The sequence below is a fragment of the Hydrogenophaga sp. Root209 genome, from assembly GCF_001428625.1.
Classification (GTDB): domain Bacteria; phylum Pseudomonadota; class Gammaproteobacteria; order Burkholderiales; family Burkholderiaceae_C; genus Hydrogenophaga.
The window spans coordinates 27560-40323 of the sequence record NZ_LMIE01000030.1; the positions used below are offsets into that span (position 1 = coordinate 27560).

Sequence of the window (12764 nt, forward strand, 5' to 3'; positions counted from 1 at the left end):
CACGCCGACGGCTCCATGCAACTGCTCGGCCGTGGCAGCCTGGTCATCAACTCGGGCGGCGAAAAAATCTACGTCGAAGAAGTGGAAGAGGCCTTGAAGCGCCTGCCCGGTGTGGACGACGTGCTGGTGGTGGGCGTGCCCGACGTGCGCTGGGGAAGCGCCATCGTGGCCCTGCTGCGCACCGACACGCCACCCGATGCACAGGCCTTGCGCGCGGGTCTGGCACCGCACCTGGCGGGCTACAAGATGCCCAAACATTTTCTCGCCGTGGACCAACTGCCCCGCGCCGACAGCGGCAAGGGCGACTACAAGGCCGCGCGTGCGTTGGCCGAACAACTTCTGGAGACAACATGAACAAGGACATGAACCACAACGCGAGACGCACCCTTCTGAAAGCCTTGCCCGCTGCCCTGGTCGGCAGCGTGAGCGGCGCCAGTCTGCTCACCGCGTTCAGCGCGCACGCCAACGACGACACCTGGCCCAACAAGCCGATCCGCCTCATCGTGCCGGCCGCGCCCGGTGGTGGCGCAGACACCGTCGGCCGCATCGTGGCCCAGGGCCTGAGCGAGAAGCTCGGCAAGTCGGTGATCGTGGACAACCGCGCCGGTGCCGCAGGAACGCTCGGCGTCACCTCGGGCCTGCAAAGCCCGGCCGACGGCTACACCTTCATCTGGTGCACCCCCTCGGCACAGATCATGACGCCGGGCAGCGTGCGCTACGACCCGGTCAAAGACATCGTGCCCGTGAGCCTGGTGGTGTCGGCGTCCTACCTGCTGGTGGTGGGCAACCAGCAGCCCTGGCATAAAGTGCAAGACCTCGTTGCCGCTGCACGCGCCAAGCCGGGCAGCATCAACTACGGCACGGCCGGCACCGGCACGTTCGGTCATTACATGGCAGCCTCGTTCGGCCTGGCCACCGGCAGCGAACTCGTGCAGATCCCGTATGCCGGGGAAGGACCAGCCATGGTGGCGCTGATGCGCGGCGACGTGCAGATGGCCTTCATCAGCGGCGCGGGCGCCTTGCCGCACGTGACCTCGGGCCGCGTGCGCGCGCTGGGTGTGTCGTCCGCCGCGCACATGGAAGGTGTGCCGACGGACATTCCGTTCGTGGCGAACAGCGTGCCCGGCTTCGACCTCGTGGCCATCAACTACATCGCCGCGCGCGCCGGTACGCCGCAGCACATTGTCGACAAGATGAGCCAGGCCATTCAGACCGTGCTGGCCACGCCTGCGGTGCGCGAGCGTGTCATTGGCCTGGGCGTGTCGCCGGTGGCGAGCACCCCCGATGCGTTGGGCCGCCGTGTCGCGGTCGAGCGCAAACGCGTTCAAGACACCCTGCAGCGCGCCAAGATCGTGCTGGAGTAGCGGCACCGTTTCGCGGGCAATTCACACAAGAACAGAAGGAAACAAGATGACTCATTCCCAGAACCCGGCCCAAGGCCTCCGCCGCCGCGACGCGTTGCTCGCCGCTCTCGCCAGTGCCGCAGGTATCGCCGCGCCCACGGTCGCTTTCGCTGCCGGCCCCGAAGCCAACTGGCCCAACCGCCCGCTACGCCTGGTCGTTCCCTTCCCGCCGGGAGGCGGCTCCGATACCGTGGCACGCATCCTCTCCACCGTGCTCGCCGAGCGTCTGGGTCAACCCGTGGTGATCGACAACAAGCCCGGTGGCGCGGGCACCGTGGGCGTGAGCTACGCGCTCGCCCAGCCGGCCGATGGCTATACCATCGTCTGGTGCACGCCCGCGGCGCAATACCTCGCGCCCAAGTCGGTGCGTTACGACCCGATCGCCGATTTCGCGCCCGTCAGTCAGACGGTGGCCGCGACCTACATACTGCTGGTCGATCCCAAGCTCAACATCCATTCGGTGGCTGACTTGGTCGCGGCCTCCAAGGCCAAGCCAGGCACCATCAACTACGCCACCGCAGGCACAGGTGGCCAGGGTCACCTCATGGGCGCGTACTTCAACCTGCTGGCCGGCACCGACATGACCATGGTGCCTTTCACCGGCGAAGCCCCTGCGCTCATGGGCACCATTGGAGGCCAGGTACACGCCACCTTCATCAGCAGCGCGGCCGCGCTGCCGCAGGTCAAGGCGGGCAAGCTGCGTGCCATCGGCATGTCCTCCGCCACGCGCCTGCCTGGCATACCCGAAGACATCCCGCCGATCGCCGCGACACTGCCGGGTTACGACGTCACGGCCATCAACTATGTGGCCATGCGCGCCGGCACCCCAAAGCCCATCGTGGACCGACTGAGCAAGCTGGTCAACGAAGCGCTCGAGACGCCATCGGTGCGCGACCGCATCGCCGCCGTGGGTGTGGTGCCCGTGGGCAGCACGCCCGAAGAGCTGGGCCGCCGCGTGGCCGTGGAGCGGGTCAAATGGGCCGATATCCTGCGCAAGGCCAACATCGTTCTCGAATGAGCACGGCCACCGAGCCAGCTAGTGCCCCGGCGCGCTGCGCGGTGGTGACCGGCGCGGCGCGCGGCATCGGCCTCGCGGTCGTCGAGCAACTCGCGCGCGACGGCCTGCGGGTGCTGGCCACCGACCGCGATGGTGATGTGCTGCAGACGGAGGCCGAACGCCTGCGCGGCCAGGGCCTGAACGTGCAGGCCGCTGCGCTCGACGTGCAGGACCGCAGCGCGGTCGCGGCGCTCTTCGCCACGTTGTCCACCATCGACGTGGTGGTAAATAACGCTGGCATCGCGTCGACCCTGCTGCCGTTTCGCGAACTCGACGCCGCGCGTCTGCGCAGCATGATGGGCGTCAATCTGTTGGGCAGCTTCATCGTGGCCCAGGAGGCGGTGCGCCGCATGCCCGAGGGCGGGCGTGTGGTTCAGATCGCCTCGCGCGGTTACCTGGGCGGCTCGGGCGCCGCGCACTATGTAGCCAGCAAAGCGGCGGTGGTGGGCATGGTGCGCGCGATGGCGATCGAGCTGCGCTGGCGCAGTATCACCGTCAACGCGATCGCGCCGGGCATGGTTGACACCCGCATGCTCGAGGGATTCACGCCCGAGATGCGGCGCGTGCTCGAACAGCGCGAACCGGCCGGCGCCGCGGCCAGCCCTCAAACCATCGCCGATGCCGTGTCCTTCCTGGCCTCGCCGCGCGCGGCTCAGTGCAACGGCCAGGTGCTGTTCGTGGATGGCGGCAAGAGCGTCGGCATGCCGCCACTGTGAGCCGCTGTCATCCACACCGATCATGATCCCCATGCCCCCTCCATTCTTCGAAAATCGCCAGGGCGCGTTGCTGCTCGTGGGTGCGCAGGAGCCGCTGGCCGATGCCGTGCTGCGCCGCCTGCAGCACGACGGCCACGACGTGCTGACCGTCCACAGCGGCGATGACGCCGCGCTGCAGGCGGCCCTGGCCGCCGCTCCGCCCTTCGATGCGCTGGTCACGCTCACGCCCACCAGCCGTTCCAACCTCGCCTTCGACGACATCGACGACGCGGCTTTCGAAGCCGCGATCGACGCCCAGTTGCTCAGTGTGGTTCGCACCGCACAAACCGTGCTGCCACGCCTGCGCGAAGGCGCGCGCATCGTGCACGTGGGCTCGCGCGGTCACCTCGGGGCCTGGGGCGGCGTTCACCAGATGGCCGCGAGCGCGGGCCTGGTCGCCATGACGCGTTCCATGGCGCTGGAGCTGCAGCCCGAGGGCTTCTTCGTGAACCTGGTGGCGAGCGAGTTCACCCACGAACGCCAGGACACCCAGCGCAACCGCGAAGCCGTGGCGCATGCCGTGAGCATGCTGGTCGCGCCGCACAACGGCATCACCGGCCAATGCCTTGTCATCGACGGCCTGGCCTCGCTGCGCATGAGCGAAGCGCGCAGGCCCCATGTCACGCCCCTGAACTGAAATTTCCAGACCTATCCAACCGAGGAAAACACCATGCAATACCTGAAACTGAACGTTGAGAACTTCGTCGCCGTGATCACCATGGATGCGCCGCCCGTGAACGCCGTGTCTGCCGATCTCATGGACGAGATGATTGCCACCTTCGACCAGATGAGCGACCGCGACGACGTGCGAGTTGTGGTGCTTACCGGCGCCGGCAAGATCTTCTGCGCCGGCGCCGACATCAAGAGCCGCGCCGGCAAGGTCTTCGAGCCAGGTGAGCGCTGGGCCCACTCGCGCCGCGCGCGCGAGCTGAGCTATTCCATCATCGAGTGCAAGAAGCCCGTGATCGCCGCCATCAATGGCGCTGCGCTGGGCGCGGGCCTGGGCATCGCCGTGTCCTGCGACATCCTGATGTGCTCCGAGAACGCCTCGCTGGGCCTGCCCGAGGTCGATGTGGGCCTGATGGGCGGAGGTCGCCACGCCATGCGTGTCTGCGGCCATTCGCTCACGCGTCGCATGATGCTCACGGGCGACCGCATCAGCGGCGCCGAACTCTACCGCCGCGGTATCGTGGAAGCCTGCGTTCCGCTCGAACAGCTCATGCCTGCCGCCATGGAGATGGCCACACGCATCGCGTCCAAGAGCCCCATCGCCAGCCGCACGGCCAAGAACTCGGCCGCCACCATCGAGAACATGACCCTGCGCGACGGCTACCGCTTCGAGCAGAACATGACGGCCGAACTGGGCCAGACCGAAGACTCGCGCGAAGCCATGCGCGCCTTCGCCGAGAAGCGCCCGCCGGTATTCCAGGGCCGTTGAAGCCGGGGTGGCCGCGGGCTCCAGGGCTCAGCGCGCCAGCCAGCCGCCCATATTCAGGCTGCCCATAAGTCCATTGGACAGTCCGCCGTCGACCAGCAACTCGGTGCCGTTCACATAGGCGGCGTCGGACCCGACCAGGAAGGACAGCACGTTGGTTATGTCCTCGGACTGCGCGATCCGCTGCAGCAGCACACGCGCCTCGCGCTGCGCGCGCGCCTGTGCGTCGGCATACACCGGCGCGGTGCCCGGTGTCTCGGCATGCGAGCAGACAGCAGCGGGCTCGGGATCGCGCAGGCGTTCGATCGAATCGCGCGCCAGGCGCTCGGCCAGGGCGCGCCTCAGTTCGCGAGCACGCCACCGTCCACTGGCAGCGTCACGCCATTGATGTAACTCGCCATCGCCGAGGCCAGGAACACGGCGGGCGCGGCGATCTCGTCCGGTTGGCCCACGCGGCCCGACGGCGTGCGGCGCAGAAAGCCTTCGAGCCGGCGCGCATCGGCGCGCGTGGCATCCGTCATCGGCGTTTCGATCACGCCAGGTGCGATGGCGTTGACCCGGATGCCGTCCGGCGCGAGGTCCACCGCCATGCTTTGCGTCAGCATCTTCACCGCGCCCTTGGAGCCCGAGTAGCCGATGCAACCGGCCTGCGCGATGAAGGCCGCGCCCGAGGCGATGTTGATCACGGTGCCGCGCGTCTTGCGCAAGGCGGGCAGGAACGCGTGCAGCACGTTGAAGCCCCCCATCACGTTCACGTCGAAGACCTTGCGGATCTTTGTGTGCACGTTGGGCGTGTCGATGCCTTCGCGGATCAAGATGCCGGCGTTGTTGACCAATGTGTCCACCGCGCCGATCTCGCGGCCCACCTGCTCGGCAAGCGCGGCACAGGCCGGCACATCGGTGATGTCGAGTGCGAAGGCCCAGGCGTCGCCACCTGCGTCGCGGATGGTTTGCACGGTGGCCACGCAGTCTTCGGCTCGCAGGTCCACCAGCACCACGCGGGCACCAGCTTGCGCGTAGTGCAGGGCGATGGCGCGGCCGATGCCGGCGGCAGCGCCGGTGACCAGAGCCAGGCGGCCTTCCAACAGTCGTTCGTTGCTCATGGTGTCTTTCTCTTTTGAGTTCAAAGGGCTACCGCGCGAGCCGAGCGGCGTGCGAAATACGCGTTGATCTCGCCGACGATGCCGCGGCGGAACAGCATCACCACGATGACGAACACGGCGCCCTGCACGATCAGCACGGCCTCCGCAATGGCGGACAGCGAGTTCGCCATGGTGACCACCACGATCGCGCCGACCACCGGGCCGAGCAAAGTCTGCAGGCCACCGACGATGCCCATCAGCAGCGCTTCGCCCGAGGTGACCCAGCTCACGTCGGTGAGCGTGGCAATCTGGAACACGATCGTCTTCATGCTGCCCGCCAGACCCGCGAGCGCGGCCGACAGCGTGAAGGCCAGCAGCTTGTAGCGGTTCACGCGGTAGCCCAGCGAAATGGCGCGCGGTTCATTGTCGCGAATGGCGGTGAGCACCTGGCCAAACGGCGAATACACGATGCGCCAGATCAGCCAGAACGCAGCCACGACGGCCAGCATGACCACGTAGTACAGCGTGAGGTTGTTCGATAGATCGATGACGCCCAGCAAGTGACCGCGCGGTACGTTCTGGATGCCGTCTTCACCGCCCGTGATGGGCGAACGCAGCGCGATGAAGTACACCAGCTGCGCGCTGGCCAGCGTGATCATCGAGAACGCAATGCCTGCGCGGCGGATCGCCAGCAGGCCGGTGACCACGCCGAGGCCTGCCGCCACCAGCACGCCGAACGACACGCCCAGCGCCGGCTCGAAGCCCCACACCTTGACCGCGTGCGCCGTGCCGTAAGCGGCCGAGCCGAAGAACATCGCGTGCCCGAAGGACAGCAGACCCACGTAACCCACCAGCAGATTCAGGGAAGCCGCGAGCAGCGCGAAGCACAGTAGCTTCATGAGGAAGATCGGGTACGCCAGAAAAGGCGCGATCAGCAGCGCGAGTGCGCCAGCGATCAGCAGCGGGCGCTGGTAGCGCGTGAGGAGAGAAGGGGTGTCGCTCATCGTTGTCTTCCTGGTTTTATTTGTTGCTACCAAACAGACCGTTGGGTCGCACGGCCAATGTAAGCAGCATGATCACGAACACCACCATGCCTGCCCCATCGGGGTACACCACCTTGGTGATGCCTTCCACCACCCCGAGCGTGAAGCCCGCGACGATGGCGCCGACGATGGAGCCCATGCCGCCGATCACCACCACCGCGAACACCACGATGATGAGTTGTGACCCCATCAGCGGATTTACCTGGTAGATCGGTGCCGCCATCACGCCGCTGAAGCCGGCCAGCGCCACCCCCAGGCCGTAGGTGAGCATGAGCATGCGCGGCACGCGCACGCCGAATGTGCGCACCAGGTTCGGATTCTCGGTGGCCGCGCGCAGGTACGAGCCGAGCTTCGTGCGCTCGATCACGTACCAGGTCACGAAGCACATGGTGATCGAGACCGCGATGACCCAGAGCCGGTACCAGGGGAAGAAGGCCATGTCGGTGTCCAGTCCGCCCGCGATCGGGTTGGGGTAGGGCTGGCCGGTGGCGCCAAACTTGTAGCGGAAGGTGCCTTCCAGAATCAGCGCGAAGCCGAAGGTGAGCAGCAGCGCGTAGACGTGGTCGAGGTGGTAGAGCTTGCGCAGCAGGAAGCGCTCAAGCGCAATGCCCGAGAGGCCCACCAGCAGCGGTGCAATGACCAGCGCCCACCAGTAGTTCAGGCCAAGGTACTCCAGCAAACCCCAGGCCACGAAAGCGCCAAGCATGTACTGCGCGCCGTGCGCGAAGTTCACCACGCGCAGCAGGCCGAAGATGATGGCCAGGCCCAGGCTCATGAGGGCGTACAGCGAGCCGTTGATCATGCCCACCAGCAACTGCCCTGAGATGGCGGCCAGGGGATATCCGAACAAGGTGTCGGGCATGGTTGATGTCTCCAGTGTTGTGTTCTTGTGCGACGCGCTGAAGGGTCAGACGCCCAACAAGGTTTCGATGCGTGCGCGGTCGTCGGCGATGGCCTGGCGGTCGAAGTGCTCAACCACACGGCCTTCTTCGACCACGTAGAAGCGGTCGCCAACGCCCGAGGCGAAGCGGAAGTTCTGCTCCACCATGAGGATGGTGAAACCGCGTTGGCGCAGCAAGGCGATGGTCTCGCCGATCTTGTCGATGATCACGGGCGCCAGGCCTTCGGTACATTCGTCCAGCAGCAGCAGCATGGCGCCGGTGCGCAGAATGCGGCCGATTGCGAGCATCTGCTGCTCACCACCCGACAGACGCATGCCCGGGCTTCGGCGGCGCAGCTTGAGGTTGGGGAACAGCGTGTAGATCTCGTCCACCGACATGCCGCCGGGCATGAGCACCGGGGGCAGCATCAGGTTCTCTTCCACGTCCAGGCTGGCGAAGATGCCGCGCTCTTCCGGGCAATACGCCACGCCGAGGTGGGCGATGTCTTCGGGCGCCATGCCTTCGGTGGAACGGCCGTTAATGGCGATGTGGCCCTGGCGCTTGGTCAGCAGGCCGACGATGGCGCGCAGCGTGGTGGTTTTGCCGGCGCCGTTGCGGCCCAGCAGGCAGACCACCTCGCCCGGGTTCACCACGAAATCGAGGCCGTGCAGCGCCTGGGTTTCGCCGTAATGGCCGGTGAGGCCACGCACTTCGACGCAAGGCACGGTGTTGTTGTTCTCAGGCATGAGCGCCACCTCCGACATAGGCTTCCCGCACGCGCGGATCGTTGGACACCTGCTCGTAACTACCCTCGGCCAGCACCTCGCCGGATTGCAGCACGGTGATGCGGTCGCACAGCTCGGCCACCACCTTCATGTTGTGTTCGACCATCAGCACGGTGCGCTGCTTGGCCACCTCGGCAATGAGCCGCGTGACCGGGCCGATGTCTTCGTGGCCCAGGCCGGCCATGGGTTCATCAAGCAGGATCAGTTCGGGATCGAGCGCGAGCGTGGTGGCCAGTTCCAGCGCGCGCTTGCGGCCGTAAGGCAGGTCGGCGGCGGTGTGGTTCTCGTAGCCGCCCAGGTTCACCGAGGCCAGCAGCTCGCGCGCACGCGGCGTGAAGCGGTCCAGCGTCTTGACGCTGCGCCAGAACGCGTAGGTGCCACCGGCCTTGCGTTGCAGGGCCACGCGCACGTTGTCGAGCACGCTCATCTGGCCGAAGACGGCCGAGATCTGGAACGAGCGCACCATGCCGCTGGCGGCCACGCTGGCCGGGTCCTTGCGCGTGATGTCGCGACCGTTGTAGTGGATGCGGCCGGTGGTCGCGGGGATGGACGTGGTCAGCAGGTTGAAGCAGGTGGTCTTGCCCGCGCCATTGGGGCCGATGAGCGCGTGGATGCTGTTGCGCCGGATGGAGATTGACACGTTGCGCACGGCGTAAAAGCCCATGAACTGTTTGCTCAGGCCTTCAGTGCGCAGGATCACGTCCTCTCCCGCGGTGTTGTTGTTGTGGTGTGTTGTGGTCATGTGATGGCCTCGTCGCCGAACAGCACCTCGGGCAGACCGCGCACGCCCAGGCCGCGGATGGAAAAGACCGCGCCGGCATCGGGGTGCTCGCTCTTCAGGAGGTTGCCGCTGTTGCTGATGCTGGTGACGTAGAGCACGTCCAGATCGGGCCCGCCGAAGCAGGGGCAGGTGGGGTAGGTGGTGGGCACGTCGATCAGGCGCAGAAGCTTGCCTTGCGGCGTGTAGCAACCCAGTTTGCCGGCCTGCACCAGGGCGACCCAGAGGTTGCCGTCGGCGTCGACCGTGGTGCCGTCGGGCGCCGAGCCCTGAGCGCGCGTGTTGAACAACGCACGGCGTGGACCCACCGCGCCCGTGACGGTGTCGTAGTCAACCGCGCTCACTTCGTCGCTGAAGCTGTCGGCGTGGTACAGGGTGCGGCCGTCGGGGCTGAAGCAGGTGGCGTTCGCGAGTGCGATGCCGTCGAAGAGCTTCGTGGCGCTGCCGTCTCGCTCCAGCCGGTAGTACGCACCATCGCGGTCGTGGCGGCCCACCACCAGGGAGCCCGCGACGAAGCGGCCCTGGCGGTCGGTTCTGCCGTCGTTCAGGCGCATTGAGGGGCCGGCATGCTGCACTTCGGCGAGGCGGCGGGTCGCGCCGCTTTGCAGGTCGAGCAGGTGGAAGCCGTCTTCGAGCGACAGCACCAGGCGGCCGCGCTGCGTGAGCGCGATCGAGCCCACGTCGCTGGGCGTGGCCCATTCGGTGTACTCGCCCAGGGTCTCGCCCTTGAGGCGGCGCACCAGGCGGGCTTTGGAGTCTATCCAGTACAGCGCCTGTTCGCGGTGGTCCCACAACGGGCATTCGCCCAGCAGGTCGCGGCGGGTGTCGAGAATGTCGATGCGCAAGCTCATGCGGTGCTCCGGGTCATGTTGGACTTGCGAAGTGCGTCGGCGGCCGCTGCCCGGCGGACGAGGTACATGCGGTATTGCAGCGGCCAGGTGGCGTAGTCGTGGTTCACGCCCAGCGCCAATTCGGCGTGTACCGGCCAGTTGGGGTTGTAGAGCGCCTCGCGGCCCAGGGCCACGAGGTCGGCTTGTCCGGCCTGCAGGTAGTCTTCGGCGGTTTGCGGGTCGATCACCAGGCCCACACCCATCACCTGCAGGCCTGTGGCCGCGCGCAGTTGCGCCGCCATTTCCGCGCGGAACAGCAGGTTGTTGGACACCGATCGCCCCTGGGTGGGATAGCTGGAGATGCCACCGCCCGACGAGCAATCCACCACGTCCACCCCACGCTCCTTGAGCGCGAGAAGCAGGCCAACCATGTCGTCGAACTCCATGCCGCCATCGACCACGTCGGCCAGCGACATGCGCCAGAACAATGGTTTGTCGTCAGGCCATTCACTTCGCACCGCCTCTGCCACATCGAGCGCGAAGCGCCAGCGGTGCTGGCCGAAACGGTCGCTGCGCTGGTTGGCCACGGGCGAAAGAAACTGGTGGATCAGGTAGCCGTGCGCGCCATGCACTTCCAGCGCTTCAAAGCCGGCCTCACGCGAACGGCGCGCGGCAGCGGCCCAGGCTTGCACCAGGTCATCCACCTGCGTGGTGTCCAGTACCTGTGGTGTGGGCCAGCCCGGTCCCACAGGCAGCGCACTCGGGCCCACCACCGTCCAGGGAGACTCACCACGCGCAGCGTCGGTTTCGTTCAATGGGCCATGGCCGTTCCACCATTTCTGCATGCCGGCTTTGCGGCCGGTATGGCCCAGCTGGATCGCGGGCACCGCACCGTCGCGGCGCAGCGCAACGGCGATGCGCGCGAGCGGCGCGATCTGCTCGTCGTTCCACAGGCCGATATCGCCGTGGGTGTTGCGTCCACGCGCTTCCACGGCCGTGGATTCGACAAAGACGATGCCCGCGCCGCCCATCGCAAAACGCGCGAGGTGCGCCAGATGCCAATCGGTCGCCATGCCTTCGACGCCGGCGGACTGCTGCATCGGCGAGATGACCACGCGGTTGCGCGAACGCATGCCGCGAAGCGTGTAGGGGCTGAAGAGTTGGGTCATGGTCGTTGTCTGCCTTGTCTATGTTTCTGTGAGCGTGAACGTCGCGGCCCTATTGCGGCTGGATACCGACTTCGCTGGCAATGCGGCGGAATCGCTCGGTTTCTCGAACCTGGAACTCGCGCAGCTGCACCGGTGACAGCGTCAGCGGGTCCGAGCCGAACTTGCGTATGAACTCGGTGGCGGCCGGCGTCGACTGGATGCTGCTCATGGCCTGAACCAGCCTGGCGGTGATGGGATCGGGCGTTTCATAGCGCACATACATTGCGCCCCAGGTGTAGTTGACGGGTGTTCATGGTGGGTCTGCGGCTCAGGGTCTACTTCTTGATGAAATCGCAGCCACCTTCGGCCAGCGGGCGGAAGATCTGCTCAGCCGGAATGGCAGTGCCGACCTTGTAGTAGTCGTACTTGTATTTCGACTCGGCGGGCGACTTGATCTCGATCGGATACACCGCGCGCATCACCTGGCCGTCTTCGCGGATCGGAGCGTTCGCCGTCATCATGTCGTTGACGCGCGTGGCCTTCATCTTGGCGATCACCTTGGGGCCGTCGTCGGTGTTGATCTCCTTGATGGCCTTGAGGTAGTGGGACACCGCGCTGTAGACGCCCGAGTTGGTGAAGGTGGGCGGCACGCCGCCGCTGCTGCGTTCCATGAAGCGCTTGCTCCAGGCGCGCGTGGCTTCGCTCTGGTCCCAGTAGAAGGGGTCGGTGATGGTGAGACCCTGTGCCACGTCCAGGCCCATGGCGGTGACGCTGTTGATGGTCATGCCGAACACGGCGAGCGTCTGGCCGCCGCGCGTGAGGCGGAATTCCGCCGCCTGCTTGAGCGAGTTGGAAACATCTGCGCCCGCGTTCAGGATCACGATGCCCTTGGCGCCGCTGGCTTGCGCCTGCAACAGGTAAGACGAAAAGTCGGTCGCACCCAGCGGATGTTTCACCGAGCCCACCACGCGGCCACCGGCGGCCTGGATGAAGCGCGTGGCCTCGGCCTGCATCGCAGCGCCGAACGCGTAGTCCACCGTGATGAAGTAGAAGTCCTTGATGCCCTTGTTCACCATCAGCTGCACGCCGGCCTTGGGCAGCGAGTAGGTGTCGACCAGGAACTGGATGCTCATCGGCGAGCAGGCCTTGCCGGTGAGGTCCGATGAGATCGTGCCGGCGATCAGGTAAGGCTTCTGCTTTTCGCGCATGAAGCTCTGCACGCCCAGCGCGATGGAAGAGGCCGAGCCGCCCACGATGACGTCGACCTTGTCGGTGTCGATCCACTTGCGCGCCGCGGCCAGGCCCACGTCCGGTTTGTTCTGGTCGTCCACCGACACCAGCTCGATGGTCTTGCCGTTCACCTTGCCGCCAAAGTCTTCGATGGCCATGCGCGCGCCCAGCACCGAGCCCAAGCCGCCCGCACCGGAGTAGGGGCCACTGGCGTCGTTCATCACGCCGATGCGGATCACGTCGTCCGAGATCTGCGCCTGGGCGGTGGCGCCCACGAGGACGAGGGCAGCGGCCAGGGCGTGGACGCTCAGTTTGAATTTTTTGCTGGGGGTCATGG

General features: G+C 66.5%; 15 protein-coding genes and 1 pseudogene. 6 read left to right on the forward strand and 10 right to left on the reverse strand.

All coding sequences use genetic code 11. The features are described from left to right. From ASE11_RS26295 to ASE11_RS16950, 6 genes are all read left to right on the forward strand, one after another. Window positions 1–354 (forward strand): AMP-binding enzyme (locus ASE11_RS26295; RefSeq protein ID WP_414842465.1); only part of this gene is annotated, 354 nt, incomplete at its 5' end. Further along, a complete protein-coding gene (locus tag ASE11_RS16930; RefSeq protein ID WP_056274418.1) occupies window positions 351–1364 on the forward strand; it encodes a Bug family tripartite tricarboxylate transporter substrate binding protein in 1014 nt (337 codons plus the stop codon). The genes ASE11_RS26295 and ASE11_RS16930, both read left to right, overlap by 4 nt. A 46-nt stretch (window positions 1365–1410) precedes the next feature. Then, a complete protein-coding gene (locus tag ASE11_RS16935; RefSeq protein ID WP_056274421.1) occupies window positions 1411–2421 on the forward strand; it encodes a Bug family tripartite tricarboxylate transporter substrate binding protein in 1011 nt (336 codons plus the stop codon). Next, window positions 2418–3176 (forward strand): SDR family NAD(P)-dependent oxidoreductase, encoded by a 759-nt coding sequence (locus ASE11_RS16940; RefSeq protein WP_056274423.1) that lies wholly within the window; start codon window positions 2418–2420, stop codon window positions 3174–3176. The genes ASE11_RS16935 and ASE11_RS16940 overlap by 4 nt, the downstream gene beginning before the upstream one ends. A 31-nt stretch (window positions 3177–3207) precedes the next feature. Continuing rightward, window positions 3208–3852, forward strand: coding sequence for an SDR family oxidoreductase (locus ASE11_RS16945; protein ID WP_162258060.1), 645 nt, complete (start codon window positions 3208–3210; stop codon window positions 3850–3852). Between the two features lie 33 nt (window positions 3853–3885). Next, the gene (locus tag ASE11_RS16950; RefSeq protein WP_056274428.1) at window positions 3886–4653 is read left to right on the forward strand and encodes an enoyl-CoA hydratase/isomerase family protein; all 768 of its coding nucleotides are present in this window, start codon (window positions 3886–3888) and stop codon (window positions 4651–4653) included. A gap of 27 nt (window positions 4654–4680) precedes the next feature. Here ASE11_RS16950 and ASE11_RS16955 read toward each other — a convergent pair whose 3' ends face one another. The 10 genes and pseudogenes from ASE11_RS16955 to ASE11_RS17000 form a co-directional block, all read right to left on the reverse strand. Then, complete coding sequence (locus ASE11_RS16955; protein WP_082585847.1) at window positions 4681–4995, reverse strand: SDR family oxidoreductase; 315 nt, start codon at window positions 4993–4995, stop codon at window positions 4681–4683. Continuing rightward, window positions 4992–5753 carry an SDR family NAD(P)-dependent oxidoreductase gene (locus tag ASE11_RS16960; RefSeq protein ID WP_056274434.1) on the reverse strand — a complete coding sequence of 254 codons (762 nt, stop codon included), beginning with the start codon at window positions 5751–5753 and terminating at the stop codon, window positions 4992–4994. Before ASE11_RS16960 ends, ASE11_RS16955 begins: the two co-directional genes overlap by 4 nt. A 20-nt stretch (window positions 5754–5773) precedes the next feature. Next, window positions 5774–6736 carry a branched-chain amino acid ABC transporter permease gene (locus ASE11_RS16965; RefSeq protein ID WP_056274436.1) on the reverse strand — a complete coding sequence of 321 codons (963 nt, stop codon included), beginning with the start codon at window positions 6734–6736 and terminating at the stop codon, window positions 5774–5776. A 16-nt stretch (window positions 6737–6752) separates the two neighbouring features. Further along, window positions 6753–7637: a branched-chain amino acid ABC transporter permease gene (locus ASE11_RS16970; protein WP_056274439.1), complete on the reverse strand. Its 885-nt coding sequence runs from the start codon at window positions 7635–7637 to the stop codon at window positions 6753–6755. Window positions 7638–7682: 45 nt separating this feature from the next. Further along, window positions 7683–8402: an ABC transporter ATP-binding protein gene (locus ASE11_RS16975; RefSeq protein ID WP_056275019.1), complete on the reverse strand. Its 720-nt coding sequence runs from the start codon at window positions 8400–8402 to the stop codon at window positions 7683–7685. Then, window positions 8395–9183, reverse strand: coding sequence for an ABC transporter ATP-binding protein (locus ASE11_RS16980; RefSeq protein ID WP_056274443.1), 789 nt, complete (start codon window positions 9181–9183; stop codon window positions 8395–8397). The genes ASE11_RS16975 and ASE11_RS16980 overlap by 8 nt, the downstream gene beginning before the upstream one ends. After that, window positions 9180–10070, reverse strand: coding sequence for an SMP-30/gluconolactonase/LRE family protein (locus ASE11_RS16985; protein ID WP_056274446.1), 891 nt, complete (start codon window positions 10068–10070; stop codon window positions 9180–9182). Before ASE11_RS16985 ends, ASE11_RS16980 begins: the two co-directional genes overlap by 4 nt. Then, window positions 10067–11218: a hypothetical protein gene (locus ASE11_RS16990; protein WP_056274447.1), complete on the reverse strand. Its 1152-nt coding sequence runs from the start codon at window positions 11216–11218 to the stop codon at window positions 10067–10069. Before ASE11_RS16990 ends, ASE11_RS16985 begins: the two co-directional genes overlap by 4 nt. Window positions 11219–11267: 49 nt before the next feature. Beyond that, window positions 11268–11486, reverse strand: a pseudogene (locus tag ASE11_RS16995) (tripartite tricarboxylate transporter substrate binding protein); the annotation flags it as partial. Between the two features lie 46 nt (window positions 11487–11532). Then, window positions 11533–12762: an ABC transporter substrate-binding protein gene (locus ASE11_RS17000; RefSeq protein ID WP_056274453.1), complete on the reverse strand. Its 1230-nt coding sequence runs from the start codon at window positions 12760–12762 to the stop codon at window positions 11533–11535. Between the last annotated feature and the right edge of the window lie 2 nt (window positions 12763–12764).

What these genes read in the sequence shown, in the direction of transcription:
- ASE11_RS16930 (WP_056274418.1), top strand. Translation starts at nt 351, where the DNA reads ATGAACAAGGACATGAACCACAACGCGAGACGCACCCTTCTGAAAGCC.
- ASE11_RS16935 (WP_056274421.1), top strand. Translation starts at nt 1,411, where the DNA reads ATGACTCATTCCCAGAACCCGGCCCAAGGCCTCCGCCGCCGCGACGCG.
- ASE11_RS16940 (WP_056274423.1), top strand. Translation starts at nt 2,418, where the DNA reads ATGAGCACGGCCACCGAGCCAGCTAGTGCCCCGGCGCGCTGCGCGGTG.
- ASE11_RS16945 (WP_162258060.1), top strand. Translation starts at nt 3,208, where the DNA reads ATGCCCCCTCCATTCTTCGAAAATCGCCAGGGCGCGTTGCTGCTCGTG.
- ASE11_RS16950 (WP_056274428.1), top strand. Translation starts at nt 3,886, where the DNA reads ATGCAATACCTGAAACTGAACGTTGAGAACTTCGTCGCCGTGATCACC.
- ASE11_RS16960 (WP_056274434.1), bottom strand. Translation starts at nt 5,753, where the DNA reads ATGAGCAACGAACGACTGTTGGAAGGCCGCCTGGCTCTGGTCACCGGC.
- ASE11_RS16965 (WP_056274436.1), bottom strand. Translation starts at nt 6,736, where the DNA reads ATGAGCGACACCCCTTCTCTCCTCACGCGCTACCAGCGCCCGCTGCTG.
- ASE11_RS16970 (WP_056274439.1), bottom strand. Translation starts at nt 7,637, where the DNA reads ATGCCCGACACCTTGTTCGGATATCCCCTGGCCGCCATCTCAGGGCAG.
- ASE11_RS16975 (WP_056275019.1), bottom strand. Translation starts at nt 8,402, where the DNA reads ATGCCTGAGAACAACAACACCGTGCCTTGCGTCGAAGTGCGTGGCCTC.
- ASE11_RS16980 (WP_056274443.1), bottom strand. Translation starts at nt 9,183, where the DNA reads ATGACCACAACACACCACAACAACAACACCGCGGGAGAGGACGTGATC.
- ASE11_RS16985 (WP_056274446.1), bottom strand. Translation starts at nt 10,070, where the DNA reads ATGAGCTTGCGCATCGACATTCTCGACACCCGCCGCGACCTGCTGGGC.
- ASE11_RS16990 (WP_056274447.1), bottom strand. Translation starts at nt 11,218, where the DNA reads ATGACCCAACTCTTCAGCCCCTACACGCTTCGCGGCATGCGTTCGCGC.
- ASE11_RS17000 (WP_056274453.1), bottom strand. Translation starts at nt 12,762, where the DNA reads ATGACCCCCAGCAAAAAATTCAAACTGAGCGTCCACGCCCTGGCCGCT.